Source organism: Massilibacteroides sp., assembly GCF_028705895.1.
GTDB lineage: Bacteria > Bacteroidota > Bacteroidia > Bacteroidales > Tannerellaceae > Massilibacteroides.
Genome location: NZ_JAQWCQ010000025.1, coordinates 1 through 16,189, shown reverse-complemented (window position 1 = coordinate 16,189; position 16,189 = coordinate 1). Strand labels below are relative to the sequence as shown.

General features: G+C 39.9%; 14 protein-coding genes and 1 pseudogene. 6 read left to right on the top strand and 9 right to left on the bottom strand.

All coding sequences use genetic code 11. The features are described 5' to 3' along the window. Nucleotides 1–53: 53 nt before the first annotated feature. The 9 genes and pseudogenes from PHT93_RS08020 to hypF all read right to left on the bottom strand — a co-directional run bounded on the left by PHT93_RS08020 (nucleotide 54) and on the right by hypF (nucleotide 8,248). Entirely contained in the window at nucleotides 54–1,262 is a 1,209-nt protein-coding gene (locus tag PHT93_RS08020) for a class I SAM-dependent methyltransferase (protein ID WP_300241572.1), read from the bottom strand. A gap of 4 nt (nucleotides 1,263–1,266) precedes the next feature. Next, complete coding sequence (locus tag PHT93_RS08015; protein WP_300241570.1) at nucleotides 1,267–1,419, bottom strand: hypothetical protein; 153 nt, start codon at nucleotides 1,417–1,419, stop codon at nucleotides 1,267–1,269. A gap of 21 nt (nucleotides 1,420–1,440) precedes the next feature. Beyond that, nucleotides 1,441–1,824 (bottom strand): formylmethanofuran dehydrogenase subunit E family protein, encoded by a 384-nt coding sequence (locus PHT93_RS08010; RefSeq protein WP_300241568.1) that lies wholly within the window; start codon nucleotides 1,822–1,824, stop codon nucleotides 1,441–1,443. Continuing rightward, complete coding sequence (locus PHT93_RS08005; RefSeq protein ID WP_300241566.1) at nucleotides 1,796–2,302, bottom strand: ECF transporter S component; 507 nt, start codon at nucleotides 2,300–2,302, stop codon at nucleotides 1,796–1,798. Before PHT93_RS08005 ends, PHT93_RS08010 begins: the two co-directional genes overlap by 29 nt. 3 nt (nucleotides 2,303–2,305) lie before the next feature. After that, nucleotides 2,306–3,048: pseudogene (gene hypB / locus PHT93_RS08000) on the bottom strand (hydrogenase nickel incorporation protein HypB). 65 nt (nucleotides 3,049–3,113) lie between these two features. Continuing rightward, the gene (locus tag PHT93_RS07995; protein ID WP_300241560.1) at nucleotides 3,114–4,022 is read right to left on the bottom strand and encodes a CfrBI family restriction endonuclease; all 909 of its coding nucleotides are present in this window, start codon (nucleotides 4,020–4,022) and stop codon (nucleotides 3,114–3,116) included. Beyond that, a complete protein-coding gene (locus tag PHT93_RS07990; protein WP_300241558.1) occupies nucleotides 4,019–5,398 on the bottom strand; it encodes a DNA methyltransferase in 1,380 nt (459 codons plus the stop codon). Before PHT93_RS07990 ends, PHT93_RS07995 begins: the two co-directional genes overlap by 4 nt. Nucleotides 5,399–5,649: 251 nt before the next feature. Continuing rightward, the gene (gene hypA / locus PHT93_RS07985; protein WP_300241556.1) at nucleotides 5,650–5,991 is read right to left on the bottom strand and encodes a hydrogenase maturation nickel metallochaperone HypA; all 342 of its coding nucleotides are present in this window, start codon (nucleotides 5,989–5,991) and stop codon (nucleotides 5,650–5,652) included. 7 nt (nucleotides 5,992–5,998) lie between these two features. Further along, complete coding sequence (gene hypF, locus PHT93_RS07980) at nucleotides 5,999–8,248, bottom strand: carbamoyltransferase HypF (RefSeq protein WP_300241555.1); 2,250 nt, start codon at nucleotides 8,246–8,248, stop codon at nucleotides 5,999–6,001. Nucleotides 8,249–8,702: 454 nt separating this feature from the next. Between hypF and PHT93_RS07975 the strand changes: the two genes are divergently transcribed. From PHT93_RS07975 to PHT93_RS07950, 6 genes are all read left to right on the top strand, one after another. Continuing rightward, nucleotides 8,703–9,800 (top strand): efflux RND transporter periplasmic adaptor subunit, encoded by a 1,098-nt coding sequence (locus PHT93_RS07975; RefSeq protein ID WP_300241553.1) that lies wholly within the window; start codon nucleotides 8,703–8,705, stop codon nucleotides 9,798–9,800. Nucleotides 9,801–9,827: 27 nt separating this feature from the next. Further along, nucleotides 9,828–13,004 carry an efflux RND transporter permease subunit gene (locus PHT93_RS07970; protein WP_300241551.1) on the top strand — a complete coding sequence of 1,059 codons (3,177 nt, stop codon included), beginning with the start codon at nucleotides 9,828–9,830 and terminating at the stop codon, nucleotides 13,002–13,004. Further along, the gene (locus PHT93_RS07965; RefSeq protein WP_300241549.1) at nucleotides 13,001–14,407 is read left to right on the top strand and encodes an efflux transporter outer membrane subunit; all 1,407 of its coding nucleotides are present in this window, start codon (nucleotides 13,001–13,003) and stop codon (nucleotides 14,405–14,407) included. The genes PHT93_RS07970 and PHT93_RS07965 overlap by 4 nt, the downstream gene beginning before the upstream one ends. 98 nt (nucleotides 14,408–14,505) lie before the next feature. Continuing rightward, complete coding sequence (locus PHT93_RS07960; RefSeq protein ID WP_300241547.1) at nucleotides 14,506–14,739, top strand: HypC/HybG/HupF family hydrogenase formation chaperone; 234 nt, start codon at nucleotides 14,506–14,508, stop codon at nucleotides 14,737–14,739. Between the two features lie 26 nt (nucleotides 14,740–14,765). Continuing rightward, entirely contained in the window at nucleotides 14,766–15,395 is a 630-nt protein-coding gene (gene hypD / locus PHT93_RS07955) for a hydrogenase formation protein HypD (protein WP_300241544.1), read from the top strand. Next, on the top strand, nucleotides 15,370–15,858 hold the full coding sequence (locus PHT93_RS07950) for a hypothetical protein (protein ID WP_300241542.1): 489 nt from the start codon (nucleotides 15,370–15,372) through the stop codon (nucleotides 15,856–15,858). The genes hypD and PHT93_RS07950 overlap by 26 nt, the downstream gene beginning before the upstream one ends. Nucleotides 15,859–16,189 lie beyond the last annotated feature (331 nt).

Here is a 16,189-nt window from a genome sequence, read left to right as displayed (position 1 = left end):
TAAAGCAAAACTTTATACGATAATCAGACTGGCAGAAATACGTAAATTATCGGCTATATTTCAACCAAGGGATTGTATTTCTTCGTTTTGATCAGGACTTTGCTATCATCAGCAAGGGCGGTTACGAAAAGATAAATTTCTCCTCCGTCTTTTATTTTAGTTTTTTTCCGTAGCGCTTCTACTGTTAAGGGGAAATTACGGATGGTGATATTTGCTTGAGGCACTTCCTTGACTATCTTTTTACATAGGGCGGACGAGAAAGGTATTACTTCTTCTACTGAGAATGTCCGACCGGGGAAATCAGGAACCAATACATCCGATGTATAAAGATGGCTGTTGATATGGAGTTTTTTGACCGGATAGTTGGCTGTGATTATTTTAAAAGCACCGGCCTTCAGCAGGGAGGCATTCGGTTCATAAAGATATCTGCCAGCGGTCTCGGTAAATATTGGCGTTGTACTTCTTTCTTCTTCCATCGAAAAGGTAAAACGTTCCGATTCTCCTTTTGTTGGGAAATTCACACAGACAATATGTACGGGCAACGGCTCTTCTTGTTTTCGCTCGACAACAAACAATAATTCCTTGCATTCATTTCTAACGGAGATTACATGCACTTCGGTTGTTTCGGGAAGCAAAGTCAGGGTATGTAGAATATCCGCCATGGGGGAAATCTTGGCAATTATCTTTGGCGCTCGTTCCAATAAGATTGGATATAAGGATGTCAGATCCGGTTCACAGTCCGACAAGGCAAAGACCCGCTTATTTCCATCTCCACGCCGGGCAGGATCAATAAAAAACACGTCAACATCCTTTATGCCCGTTGCCAGTTCCTCTCCATTGCCGTTAAGGACAGTAATATTATCGGCCTGAAGCGTCTCAAAATTGGAACACGCCGCCTCAGCATAATTCGCGAAACGCTCTATATAAGTAACCTTTTTTGCTTTCAGAGAAAAATAATAACTGTCGATACCCAATCCTCCGGTCAGATCACAAACATGGTCTTCCGCATTTACCAATTGTTGTTTATAACCGGCCGTTTGTTCGGAGGAACATTGTTCGGCGGCGAGTTTAGATGGAAAAACCAACGCCTTATTGGCATACCAACCGGGAAGTTTATCCCTGATCTGTCGTCGGGCAGTGATTTGTTCAACAACAAAAGGGATATCTACATCCGGGAAGCGGGAAGCGTTCAACAGCAAACGGGATGGTTCCGTCTGGCCATGTTCTTCCATAAAATCGATCAATTCCGGTGTCAGTTTCATTCTCTCAATCTATGCCAGAGGTAACTTCTTTGATGTCAAATATTTCTTTCCGGTCTAATTCAGCCCAGAATCGAATTGCCAACTTACGAACATACTCCCAATAAGGCGGTGTATGGGCATATTTTTCAAACGCTTGCTTGATTTCTCTCTTTATCATCTGCTCTATCTCGGATTTGAATCACACCTGAATTGTACGGTCTTTTATGGAGAAATCAGCCATAAGTAAGGGAGAATCCGTCGGAGGAGAGCTAATCAGACCGTGTCCGAAAGTAGCTTCAGTACTCACCTGCAAACCGTCGTTCATACAACTGACAGGCGGTTTTATTCCGGCATAGGAATAAACAGAAACATGCCCCGGCTCAGCACCAAGATACTCAATCGCAGCCAGTCCCATCTTAACTCCCAGAATAGAGTAAATGCCTAAGTGTCCATGCAGTTCGTGAGTTAATATACCGGCTTTCCATTCCTCCAGCCCGAAACGTGCAACCGTCTGCGTAACGATTGGTCGCACGTCGTCACTATACAACTCCGGATCAACGGGTAAGTGTACGCAAGACAGCATATCCACCAAAGATCTGAAGAATAATACCCGGTATTCCGATGCTGAAATCCTGAATCGCCACAAAGAAATCCTTTACAATTGTCCATTCAAGGATTGTCCCTGCAAACTGACAAACAAGCACAGCAGTCCGAACACCCCAAAAGGAAACCTTACCTAAACGGTGTGCGACTAAAGCAGCTGCAACTGCCAGAATAGATGATTTGATCAGTATCGGCAACAACACCGGAGCGGGAGGCATACCAAATAAAAGGTGGTTAGCCAATGGAGAAAGAACGGCTGTCAGCAAACCTACCGTCAATCCATATTTATACGCTGCGATCAACGTAAAGAAATAAATTGGCAGCAAGATTAATCCCCCGTTAGGCACAAGGTGGCACAACTGGGGAAACACGATATTACCGGCGACAAACAAACCAGCAAATGCATAGGTCTTTAGTTGAGTATAAGACAACGAATAGAGTTTTACAGTAGTTTCCATACCTTATAATTTATTTAGCATATTCTTTTTTAGTAACCATTCACACCAGGCATCTAATCCTGTTCCTTTAGTAGCCGAAACGTCAAACAATTCCAGATGATGATTTACTTTCAACGCGTTTTCTTTCAACTTTTCAATATCCGTATCTAAATAAGGAACAAGATCAATTTTATTGATAACACAAACATCCGCCTCCTGAAACATATATGGATATTTCAACGGCTTGTCGTCTCCTTCAGTAGGACTAATGATAACAACCTTCTTTGCCTCACCAAGATCAAACATCGCGGGACAGACTAAATTACCTACATTCTCAATAAAAAGAATCGAACCCTCTTTCGGATTCAGATGTTTAACCGCATGATTAACCATCGCTGCATCCAAATGACATCCCGTCCCTGTATTTACCTGAAATGCCTCTATTTCAAGAGCCGCAATACGATCCGCATCATTGTTTGTTTGCTGGTCGCCTTCAACAACACAGATCGAAGTTTGATCCTTTATCCGCCGGATTGTTTCCTCCAATAAGGCCGTTTTTCCTGCTCCCGGAGAACTCATCAAATTGAGACAAAAAATATTTTCGCCTCAAAATATCCCCTGTTACGTTCAGCAAGTAAATTATTTTGCTGAAGAATATCCTGTTCTATGGATATTACCGTACTCTTTTCGCGATCATGAGAATGACCGTGGCTATGCCCGTGTTCATGATTGCGTCCATGATCGCTACATCCGCAAGTTCCACACATAATTTATTTTCTTTCAATTATTTATATTAATATCGGATTTAATTAATTAGCTAAGAAACGGTCATTTATAACAACTCATCCAAGATTCTTAGCAAATCCTCTTCTAAATTGCCATTATAATCTGTATGAGGAATGCCAAATCTTTCAAGAGCTAATTTAAATCGTTTATACCCTTTTTCATCTCGCAAAGCAACCCAACTAATTTCTAATTCTTCACATTGATTCATATTCTGTTGCGAAAGAGTGTCAGCAACAAAAATATTGCTACTACGAGCAATAATTGCATCTGCACTTTCAGGATTTCCTTTGCCCATTAATTTAACCTCACACAAATATTCTTTGCCATTATTCAACAAATAGAAGTCGATTTCTCTATCCACCTTTTTTCCTTTGTCTTTTACAAAATGTGAAGCGTCATAATATTTCTCATCAACTTGGTATAATTTACACAAAGTTAACATTAGATATTTTTCAGCACTTTTACCTGCAGTACTCCACAAACCGCCACGTAAAGCAGCACGCTTAACTGCTAATGTATTAATCACAATCAAACTTTCGGAAACGTTCAAATCAACACTTACTCCCTTCATTTTAATAGTCAAGGTTAAGTCTATTTCCTTTTCCATTTCCACAAGTGATTGAATACTGTTATAAAGTGATTCAAAGTGTTCGTTTGCGGCTTCAATCACAACAGTTTTCGTAGCTGTTCCGTACATGTTACTGATTGTCTTTTTGTTCAACCCTGAATTTATGGCAATTTCATCCGAAGAAAGAGCATCGTCCATAAATACTTTTTTATACCAACCAATAGTTATTTCTTCAGAATCCAATTTGGCATAAGCGATCTTTTTGAAGAAATCTACGGCAAATTGAAGAAACTCAGCGTTAATAAGGTTGACAATTTCAATACGGTAATCTTGTGATTTTATCAAGCGGATAATAATATTTTTTACAATTTGGTCTGTAAGTGTCATTTTGCAGATTCTTTAAATTGTTCTAATGTTAAAAAAATCGTTTTACGTTCGTTAAACAATGCAGAATCCTTTGTTTTGGATTGCATATATTCAAAATATTTGGGTTCTTGTTCTGTTAGGAAAAATAATCTTTCCAATGCTTTTGCAGTTCGTCCGACTGTACCACTACCACCAAATGGGTCGAAAACCAAATCGCCTTTGTAAGAATAATATTGAATTACACGTTTGCAAAGTTCAACAGGGAAAATAGCTGAATGTACTTTATCAAAGCAAGGGTCAATTCTCCAAACATTTGTTGTTTCGTATCCGTCTGCAACTTTGCTTTCCTCCACTGTTTTTCGATCATAACTCCTTATATTCCAATCCAACAACTTTTCAGTCGCTTTTCGGTAAACCATCAAATATTCAGTAACCGAATTAGGCTTATAACCCAAGGGTTTTCTGTGTTGCATGAAGCCACCAATACGGTTTTTTACACTTGCTTCAGGTTTTAACCATACAATATCATCAATAAACTCCCAACCATTTTTAACTAAATACGGATGTAAATCAAAGGGAATTCCATAACGTTTACTTGAATGAGAGCGACTTACGCGAGGAATAATTATTGGCGAAGTGTTTACAATCAAAAAACGCCCTTCTTTTGTTATTCGGTGTGTTTCTATGAAAACTTTCTCTAGAAACTCTAAATATGCCTGATAGCTAGGATAAATTGAGTAGTCGCGGGCGTTATAATAAGGCGGCGAAGTAAATGTTAAATGCACACTTTCGTCAGGAACAAATTTTAACGCTTTCAAAACATCTGCATTCACAACAACATTTTTAAGAAAATGGAACGTCTCTGCATGAGCTAAAGTGTTTTTTGCTGATTTTTCTTTTGCAAAATATTCCTTGTAAATAATAGTTCGCACCATTTCGTTTTCGTGATTTACAAGCGGTCGCAAATGCTCTTCAACATCTTTATCTTTTTCAAAAACGAACAAAGCTCTAATTGCTTGACAAATAATTTTGGGATCTACATCTTCTAAAAAGCTATATAAAAGTGGTTTGTTCTCACATTTTTTTTGCCTGCCGATAGCTGACACAATCTCACGACGAACTCCAGTGTCTGTTTCATGCTGATAAAGAGTATATAAACTTTTCACATTGGATTTCCCATTGAGTTTTCCAATGTTTTTCACAGCATTTAAACGGACCTGCGCATGGCTATGTTCCAAAAGATCATATAGAAATTCGGAGCTGAAGTCATTTGGGAGTTGCCCTAAATTTTCAAGAATAAAATTAAGGCTTCCAACATCTCGCTGTGCCTCAATAAGCTTTGCAATAGCACCATTCTTATCTTGTTTCAGTTTTGTGATATATTCTTTTGTTAGCATTATTAATTCTTCTTTTATATCTTGTTATGCTGTCTTTTTTAGGCTATCTATGACCGTTACAAAACTACTAAATATTTAAGGAACAGCAATACCGGCCTCCAACCCTTTAATCTTGCTTACCTGCAATTTGGTGGACTGATTCGAGATTTAGGGTTTGCTACAAACGTGCATACTATTCATTAAATCTGTACATAAATACGATATCTACTAGCGACTTACGCACTATTCATTTCAGAAGTTTTGTTAGAAGTCTATTTAACAACAATCGATTTAATTCTTAATTCTTTTCCTTTCAGGATATTCACACAATAAGACCCGCATTGAGGGCAAGGACTAAACAACGTTTCAACAGGAAATACCGCGTCGCAATCGCCACATCTTCCTTCTGCCGGAATATCATGCCGGACAATCCGTGCGCGATGGAGCATCGTATCTTTCACGGCACTTTGTAAGGCAAATTCAAGAGATGAGATTTCTATTCCTGCCAAACTACCTATTTCCAGTTCCAGTTCTTCTATTTCTTCAGCCTGATTGTCTTTTGCATTTTGCTCAGCGAGTCGGACTATACTTTGTGCTATTGCTAATTCATGCATATCTTCCTTATCTTTCGATCTTTGCAGCAGCAATAGTTAATTGACCGGCTGCAATACCTCCATCATTACATGGAATCCGACGGGGAATGTACAAAGAAATTCCTTCCTTAGAAAACAATTTCAATAATAGTTCTGTCAGTCGTTTATTTTGGAAACACCCTCCCGACAGAATCACTTTGTTTACTCCCGTTTCCTTACAATACTTTTTGGCCATCCTAAGAATCAGGTCGGCAAATGTATTATGAATTTTGGCAGCAATATTATGTATAGACGCATTCTTTTCCATATCCGTTAGAATATGTGCAAACATCTCACGGAGACAAATCGGAGACGAACAGTCCACAGGATAAATCTCCGTTATTTCTTCAGAGGCCGATTGTTCCAAAAGTACGGCAGCTTGTGCCTGATGCGTAGCAACATCGCAAAGCCCTAACAAAGAAGCTAAGCCATCAAACAGCCGTCCGGCACTTGAGGTAAGCGGGCAATTCAGATTTTTATCAATCACACTCCTGATCTGTTTAATCTTCTCCTCTCCGATTCGCTTCACAAAAGAATCCGGCAATGTTAGTCCATAATAAAGATAATAGGAAACGGCCATCCGCCAAGGTTCTTTAGAAGCCATATCTCCTCCCGGCATCGGGACGTACTCAAAATGAGAAAGTCGTATATATGTTTTTCTATCACACAAAAAGAACTCTCCTCCCCACACATTGCCGTCATCGCCTAATCCTACTCCATCCCAAACTATAGCAATCACCTTTTCATTCAGATTGTATTCCAACATGCAGGCCGCGGCATGTGCATGGTGATGCTGTACCTGAACAAGGGGGATCTCATTTTCTCTACTAATTGTCCCGGCGTGTTGTGAAGACAAATAATCCGGATGCATGTCGCAAACCAACAATTTCGGTTTGAAACGAAACAGAGACTGAAAACGCGACATAGATTCTTTATAGAAAGAGAACGTTTCCCAATTTTTCAGATCACCGATATACTGACTCAAAACGCAGATATTGTCTTTACCCAAAGCAAAAACGTTCGTCTTTTCTGCTCTAAAAGCAAGAATCCCCTCCATATCCTCATCCGTAAAAAAAGGTTCGGGCACATAACCGCGCGAACGTCTTATAATACAGGACTCCAATCCGATCAATTGTTCGATGGAGTCATCGACACGATTATAGATTGCTCTATTATGATGAAGGAGCAACGCTACTTTTCCACCGAACTGCAGTTCCGCTTCTTCGGGGGTTATCGCAATAGGACATTCACTCAGATTCCCGCTTGTCATAACCAAAGCAGGAGTAGCTACCCGTTCAAACCAATCATAATGAATAGCCATATAGGGCAATATCGCACCAACTGTATTCATCCCCGGATTTATTCCGTGAGACAAGGTTTTCCGTTGTTTAAGCATAATAATCGGTCTTCTGTAAGACGTAAGAACCTCTTCTTCTTTTTCGTGACAATATGCATACTCTTCTAAAGCAGCCAAATCACCAAACATGACAGCAAATGGCTTGCTATCCCTGTATTTTATCGCACGTAATTTCTGTACGGCTTTATCATTCAGCGCATCACAAACCAAGTGATACCCACCTACTCCTTTAACGGCAATAACCTCTCCCGCATGGATCAGATTCACCGTTTTATTTAGCAATTCCTCATAGTTGTCTGAATATTCGCCGTTCAAAATCGCATAATAAACCGGGCCGCAATGATTGCAGGCTACGGGCTGGGCATGAAAACGACGGTCTGTGATATTCTTATATTCTTCCTTGCACGTTTCGCACATCTCAAAAACAGACACGGTGGTGTTGTCGCGATCGTACGGCAAATTCTTCACAATGGAAAAACGAGGGCCACAATGCGTACAATTAATAAAAGGATAGTTGATACGATGTAGTTGCGTTTTCCTGTCTTGCAAACAACCCTCACAAATAGCAATATCAGGAGCCACTTGCGTGATCCGGGCTTCACCGGATTGACTTTTCACAATTTTAAAGTCCGTAAAGCAACCGCTCCGATCCGCTTTTTCTCCAATATCAATGCGATGAATAGTAGCCACCGGAGGACATTCCTTCTTAATCCGATGTATAAACAAACCCAACTGTTGTTCAGTAAGTTCCGCTTGTATAATAACCCCATTGACACAGTTCGACACCTCACCTTTTACTCCCATAGCCTTAGCCAACAAGTAAACAAAAGGTCTGAATCCAACTCCCTGCACCAATCCTTGTATGAGAATCTTAACCACCATATTTTTTCACATAAAGCCAAAGGCATTTTCTTTTTCCATATATGTGGAAAAACTTTTCGACAACTGTCAAACAACTTTACCATAACTGTGAAACAACTTTACCACAGATATGGAAAAAAGGATAAATCACAGCAAACTTAACTAAAGAATATAAAAAACAGGACTTGTATGCCTTTATATATTTCACAATAGTAGAGGAAAACCCATACTTTAATGGTTTAGATTAAATCTTTAAGTGTTTTTTGCAAACGTTTAGGCCAAGAGAACACGAAAAATTCATAATTTTACATTGTTTATTAAAATTCTATCTTAATCAGCGTAATTTAAAGAAAAACATTGCAATAAGTAGATAAACAAGCGCGATAAAGACCAAAACGTTTATTGTTTTTGTTATAATTTTTTATTATAAAACTCAACAGTATATTAGAATTTCACATACAAATAAGTTATAAAAATGAAGATTGGACTTTTTTATTATGTAGTATTTGCCTTATTCCTTTTTTCTTCGTGCAGCAAGAAAGCTTCGGACAACAAGACATCCGCTACCCAGAACTATCCGGAATTAAAACTTTCAAAGCAATCGGCAACGTTAAGCACAACTTATCCTGTAACCTTGCGAGGAAAGGTGGACGTTGAAATCAGACCTCGGGTTGATGGGTTTATTGAAGCTGTTTATATTGACGAAGGAGCAGTTGTAAAGAAAGGACAAGTTCTTTTTAAAATAAATTCACCTTCTTCGGAACAAATGTACCTGTCGGCAAAAGCTTCACTCAACAGTGCACAAGCTCAACTAAATACGAGCAAATTGGATGTAGAACGCATTCGTCCTCTGGCAGAAAAGGGCATAGTAAGTAATGTACAACTGCAAATGTATGAAAATGCGTATCAATCGGCTCTCGCCTCATTAGAACAGGCAAAGGCGACATTGATGCAGGCTGAGGCGACCAAAAACTGGGCAACTGTGACCAGCCCTGTTGATGGCATCGTGGGTACAATTCCTTTTCGGATAGGAAGTTTGGTAAATAGTACCAGTTCACTTACAACAGTGGCTAATACAAGTAATATTTATGCATATTTCTCGATGAATGAAAAGGTGCTTTCCGAGTTTCTGAACACATTGGACGGAGAGACACAGAAAGAAAAGATAAAAAATGCTCCGGAATTAACTCTTCGATTAGCTGACGGAAGCACTTATGCTGAAAAGGGGAAATTAGAAACCATATCGGGCGTTGTGAATGTAACGACCGGATCGGCCAATTTCAGAGCTGTATTTCCGAACCGGCAAGGATTGCTGAAAAGTGGAACAAGTGGGAAAATCGACATTCCGAGAATCATGGATAATGTACTGATTATTCCTCAGGCGGCTACTTTCGCACAACAAGATAAAGTATTAACATTTAAGGTACAGGGAGATTCTGTAGTGCAAAAAAACATATCCGTCATAGCGCTTAATGACGGTAAGAATTATGTTGTGACCGACGGCCTCGCAGATGGGGATGTGATTGTAGAGAGTGGTGTCGCCACTTTATTCAATGGAAAGAAAATAAAATAAGCGTCTAATTAATTTAAGCAAATAAAGATGTTAAAAACATTTATAGGCAGACCTGTATTATCTACTGTTATATCAATTATTATTGTAATTCTGGGGATAATCGGTTTAGCAACATTACCTGTAGAACAATATCCGGACATCGCACCGCCCACAGTTCAGGTATCCGCAACTTATCCGGGAGCGAATGCCGATGTGGTACTTAACAGTGTTGTCATACCACTGGAGGAACAAATAAATGGTGTTGAAGGGATGACGTATATGACTTCTTCGGCAAGTAATAATGGTATGGCACAAATCAGAGTGTTCTTTAAACAAGGAATAGATCCGGATATTGCAGCGGTGAATGTACAGAATATGGCGGCCCGCGCTCAGCCTTTATTGCCGTCGGAAGTTGTTCAATCGGGGGTGACCGTAAAGAAGCAACAAAGTAGTACAATACTGATGATTTCATTATCTTCAGACAATCCGGATTATGATGGTTCTTTTATACAGAATTATGCGAACATAAATATTCTGCCGCAGATAAAACGTGTTTTTGGAGTAGGAGAAGCCACGGTTTACGGGGCAAGAGATTATTCTATGCGTATCTGGTTTAGACCGGACGTTATGGCCTCTTACAAAATTAATCCGTCAGAAGTCATTGCCGCATTGAAAGATCAGAATATCGAAGCTGCTCCGGGCGAGTTAGGTCAGGATGGTGATCAATCTTTTCAATACACCTTAAAATACACCGGCCGTCTGAAAACTGCCGAAGAATTTGAGAACGTTATTATCCGATCTGAAGACGGATATATCCTGCGTGTAAAAGATATAGCCGATGTTGAATTAGGGTCATTGAATTACACGGTAGTTTCAGCTCTTGACGGAAAAGAATCTGTAGCAATGGCTATAAGTCAGACCGCAGGTTCTAACGCGCAGGAAGTAATCGCCAATGTGAAAAAAGTAATGAACGATGCTTCCGCCAGTTTTCCTCCGGGAATAAAATACACGTTTGTTTCAGATTCCAGCGAGTTTCTTAGCGCTTCTATCAGTAAAGTAATATCCACATTGATTGAAGCCTTTATCCTTGTGTTTTTAGTTGTGTTCATCTTCCTGCAAGACTGGCGTTCGACTATTATTCCGGGAATCGCAGTTCCTGTTGCAATTATTGGAACATTCTTTTTCCTGCAATTGATGGGGTTCTCAATAAACTTGCTCACCCTGTTTGCTCTGGTACTGGCTATCGGAATTGTGGTTGATGATGCGATAGTCGTCGTCGAAGCCGTCCATGCCCAAATGGATAACGGTGAAAAAGATGCCAAACAGGCAACGCTAAACGCGCTGAAAGAAATTGCTCCTGCTATCGTATCCATTACTCTCGTTATGTCTGCTGTTTTTATTCCGGTAAGTTTTATCGGAGGAACAAGCGGTGTGTTTTACAAACAATTCGGACTTACATTAGCGGTGGCTATTTTACTATCTGCTGTAAATGCGTTAACTCTTAGTCCGGCTCTTTGCGCCCTATTCCTCAAGTCGCACGACGGGGAAGATAAGAAACGAGGATTCCTTCAGCGTTTCTTTTATACATTTAATATATGGTTTGACTTAGGAACTCAGAAATATAAGAACTCCCTTCTCTTCTTAGGAAAGAAGAAACATAGATGGATAACAGGCACCATTATAGGAGTGGCCGTCTTTATCTTTGCTTTGTTGATGAAAACAACACCTTCGGGCTTTGTGCCTCATGAGGATAGCGGAGGTGTTATGGGAATGATCACATTATCTCCCGGAGCATCACTTGAACGCACGGATTCCATCGTTCAGGAAGTTCTCAAAATAGCCCATGAGATGCCCAACGTAGCCCATGTCTTAAACATTACCGGGGTAAACTTCATGAGCGGTGTAGGTAGTTCGTATGCCACAGTTATGATGAAGATGGAACCCTGGAGTGAACGAAGTATTACTGCCGACCAGATTGCCGGCATGATGACGCAGAGAACGAAATCTATCACAGATGCCACCTTCATGTTTATGGGAACTCCTACCTTACAAGGTTTTGGTATAAGCAGTGGGGTTGAGCTGCAGCTACAGGATAAAATGGGAGGAGACATTAATAAATTCTATGAAGTAGCACAAAATTTCATCCACGAGTTAAATAGTCGTGATGAGGTATTGATGGCGATGACAACATTTAATCCTAATTTTCCTCAGAAACAAATAGATGCCGACCTTGCCAAAATCAAAGAGTCCGGTCTGACATTAGGGGAGGTTATGTCCGTACTTCAGGCTTATATCGGTAGTATGTATATTTCCAACTTTAATATCTACGGAAAACAATTCAGGGTAATGGTACAGGCAGCGCCTGAATACAGAAAAATGATGGATGATCTGGACGGTCTGTTCATTCGCACATCTTCCGGAGAGATGGCTCCTATTACTGAGTTTATCACAGTAACTGATATCATGGGTCCTCAAAGTCTGGCTCGTTTCAACATGTATTCTTCGATGAGCCTGAATATTGTTCCGAATTCTTCAGCTGATTATAGTACCGGAGATGTTATTAAAATTATAGAAGAAGAATTAGCTCAAAAACTTCCGGCAGGTTATGGGTATGAATATTCCGGCATGACAAGGGAAGAGGTGAGAAGCGGCAGCCAGACATTATTGATCTTTGCCCTATGTCTGATCTTTGTATATCTCCTGTTAGCAGCTTTGTATGAAAGTTACATACTTCCTTTAGCCGTTATTTTCTCTCTCCCCGTCGGATTAGCAGGGGTATTTGTCTTCTTGTTCATATTCGGTTCTTCGCAAGGTATAACGAACAATATTTATGTGCAGATATCCATTATTATGTTGATCGGGCTGCTCGCCAAGAATGCCATATTGATTGTGGAATATGCTATTCAACGACGGCAACAGGGCATGAATATTATTGATGCAGCAGTTAATGGAGCAGTAGCCCGTCTTCGTCCGATCCTTATGACTTCTTTCGCGTTCATCGTAGGTCTTTTACCTTTGGCGTTAGCATCAGGTGCGGGAGCCATCGGCAACAAGTCGATCGGTATTAGCGCCATCGGAGGTATGTTAATCGGGACATTAATAGGTATCTTAGTAATCCCTTCACTTTATATCATTTTCCAGACTATACAAGATAAGTTCAGTGATTCGGGATTGATCAATTCTAATGATGAATTTATACAACATCAACACGATAATAATAAATGATGAAACATAACTATATAAAAGGGGTAGTTCTATTGAGTGTAATTCTCTCAATAGGACTATCCTCCTGCCAGGTTTTAAATAAATACAAAACACCGGAAATAGACGTTGAAGCTCTTTATCGCGACAAGTTTTCAACGGATACAACGACCATTGCAAACCTCCCGTGGCGGGAATTCTTCAATGATCCTTTCTTGGTCGCATTAATTGATGAAGGAATTAAACAGAATTTTGATTTACAAATAGCGTACACGCGTATTCAACAAGCGGAAGCAAGTTTAGGAATGGCTAAAGCGGCTTATTTCCCTGACCTTGCTCTTATTGGTCAGGTATCTCACAACAGAGTAAGCACTGGAACCAACGGCAAAGATGTATTAGGATATGGTTCTACAGGCTATAATCTGGGAATTGCCGTTTCCTGGGAAGCTGATATCTGGGGTAAACTAAACCGTCAGCACAGAGCTAAATATGCGCAGTTCCTGAACAGTCACGCGTATAAAAATCTGGTTCAAACGTCATTGATTGCGAATATTGCTACGTCTTATTATACGCTTCTTGCATTAGATGAGCAATTAAAAGTGACAAACGAAACGATTGAATTATTGAAAGAAAGTGTCACCACCGTCGAAGCATTAAAAGAGGCCGGTATGCAGAATGGTGCAGCAGTAGAACAAAGCAAGGCTCTTTTATATAGCACCCAGATCACCGTTCCTGATTTAGAAAGTCAGATCAGAGAATTGGAGAATACGATCTGCCTTTTGGTTGGTAAGAAATCCGGAACGATCCTGCGCTCTCATATTTATCAGCAGGAAATGATTTCCGATTTACAACATGGTATGCCCATGCAGATGCTGGCTAAACGTCCGGATGTACAACAAGCGGAACTCTCATTCCGTGCTGCTTTTGAATTAACCAATGCTGCACAAGCCAGTTTCTATCCGTCAATTGTCTTGAATTCATCTACAATTGGATATAACGCTTCTACATTATCAAACTTTTTCAGACCTGAAAATCTTTTTGCCAGTATCGTAGGAGGATTAACGCAGCCTATTTTTGCCAAGAAGCAATTAATAGCGAACTATAAAATAGCGAAAGCGCAACAGAAGGAAACGTTGTTGACTTTTGAAAAGACAGTTCTTACGGCCGGGAAGGAGGTCTCGGATATTTTGTTTTCGTTGGAATCATCTTTAAAGAAAAACGAGATCAGAGCAAAACAGGTAGAAGCTTCACTAAATTCGGTTAATTACACAAAAGAATTACTTAAAGCAGCAGAGGCAAACTATATTGAAGTATTAAGTGCCGAACAGAATTTGTTATCAGCGCAACTAAGTCAAGTAAATGATAAACTGGAACAACTTCAATTGAGTGTAAACCTCTACCGTGCTTTAGGTGGAGGTACGGAATAAGAAGTTTCCTTTTTTTATTTTATTTTTCCGGCACAAGTAATTAAAAAATTATACATTTGGGACGGTTCAAGCTGATGTATTAATTAAAAGGTAAAATTATGTGCTTAGCTATACCGGGGAAAATTATAAGTATAGACAACTCTGTTCCCGACCTAAAAATGGCAAAGGTAGATTTCGGAGGGATGATGAAAAACGTTTGCATACAATGGATTGATGCCAATATCGGAGATTATATTCTGGCTCATGCCGGCATGGCAATATCCACGGTGAACGAAGAATATGCAAAAGAAACGCTAATGGACTTTGAGAAATTAGCAGATTCGGACGAGTAAATTGTGAGGTTTTAGTCTATCTTAAAATGAAGTATATTGATGAATACCGAGATAATGATCAGGTTCAACGGTTAATAGAAGCAATCAATAATGCCGTTGTCAATTCCTGGAGCATTATGGAGATATGCGGAGGTCAGACTCACTCCATAGCCCGTTACGGTATTGACAACATGCTGCCGGATAAAATTTCTTTATTACATGGTCCCGGATGTCCCGTTTGCGTTACTCCCACCTATATTATTGACAGCGCAATTGAAATTGCCCTGCAACCCCATGTTATCATGACCTCATTCGGAGACATGATGCGAGTACCGGGCAGTAAACTCGATCTTTTAGGAGCAAAAGCGAAAGGAGCAGATGTCCGGATTCTTTATTCGACATTAGATGCCGTAGATCTTGCCGAGAAAAACCCGGACAAGGAAGTTGTTTTCTTTGCTGTAGGATTTGAGACGACAACCCCCTTGCATCTGACAGCTATCAAGGAAGCTTCGCGAAGAAAAGTAAATAACTTCTCGATCATAACATCGCTTTTTACTGTTCCGGCCGCAATAGATGCAATTCTCTCAGAAGCGGATTGTAAAGTAGATGGATTTCTGGCCGCCGGACATGTTTGCGCAGTAATGGTTTATCATGAATATCATGATATTAGCCGATAAATTCAAAAAAACTATAATCGTTACCGGTTTTGAACCGATAGACTTGCTATATGGTATTTATCAATGTATATTGCGGTTAGAAAGAAAAGAAGGCAAAGTAGAGAATGCTTACAAAAGAATTGTTTCTGAAACAGGAAACATTCAAATGCAGGAACTAATAAAGGAAATGCTTGAACCCGTTGATCAGGAATGGAGAGGCATCGGTAAAATAGCCCAAAGCGGACTGAAACTGTCCGAGAAGTATAGTCGGTATGACGCTGTGAAAAAGTTTGGTATTTTGTCTGTTAGGCAAGATATCGACAGAAGTAAAGAAATGAATTGTATCGCAGGAGACATAATGAGGGGAAATAAACAAGTAGCGGATTGTCCGTTCTTCGGGATAACCTGTACGCCGGAACATCCGGTCGGAGCCCCGATGGTATCGACAGAAGGTGTCTGTGCTGCGTATTATAATTATAAATAAGAATAAGATGAAGTTAAATTGTCCGTTACCGGTTAATGATTCAGAGTGCATACTATTAGGTCATGGTAGTGGTGGCAGACTTACACATAAGTTAATTGCAGACGTTTTTCCTGACTTTGACGGTTTATTTTCGAAAACGAATGATTTTCAGTGTCTTTTGTTTTTGTTTAGACACTACACCTAATTTCTACTATCCAGTTTAAATGTAAGCCTCCGGTAAACCACGTATTGCAGTTCTTTACAAATTGATATAACTAGCCTCGAGTAGGATCAAGTCTTATCCTATTTGGGGTTAGTTGGTACAAGTTTGGCCTATTCTTAACGAGTAGGA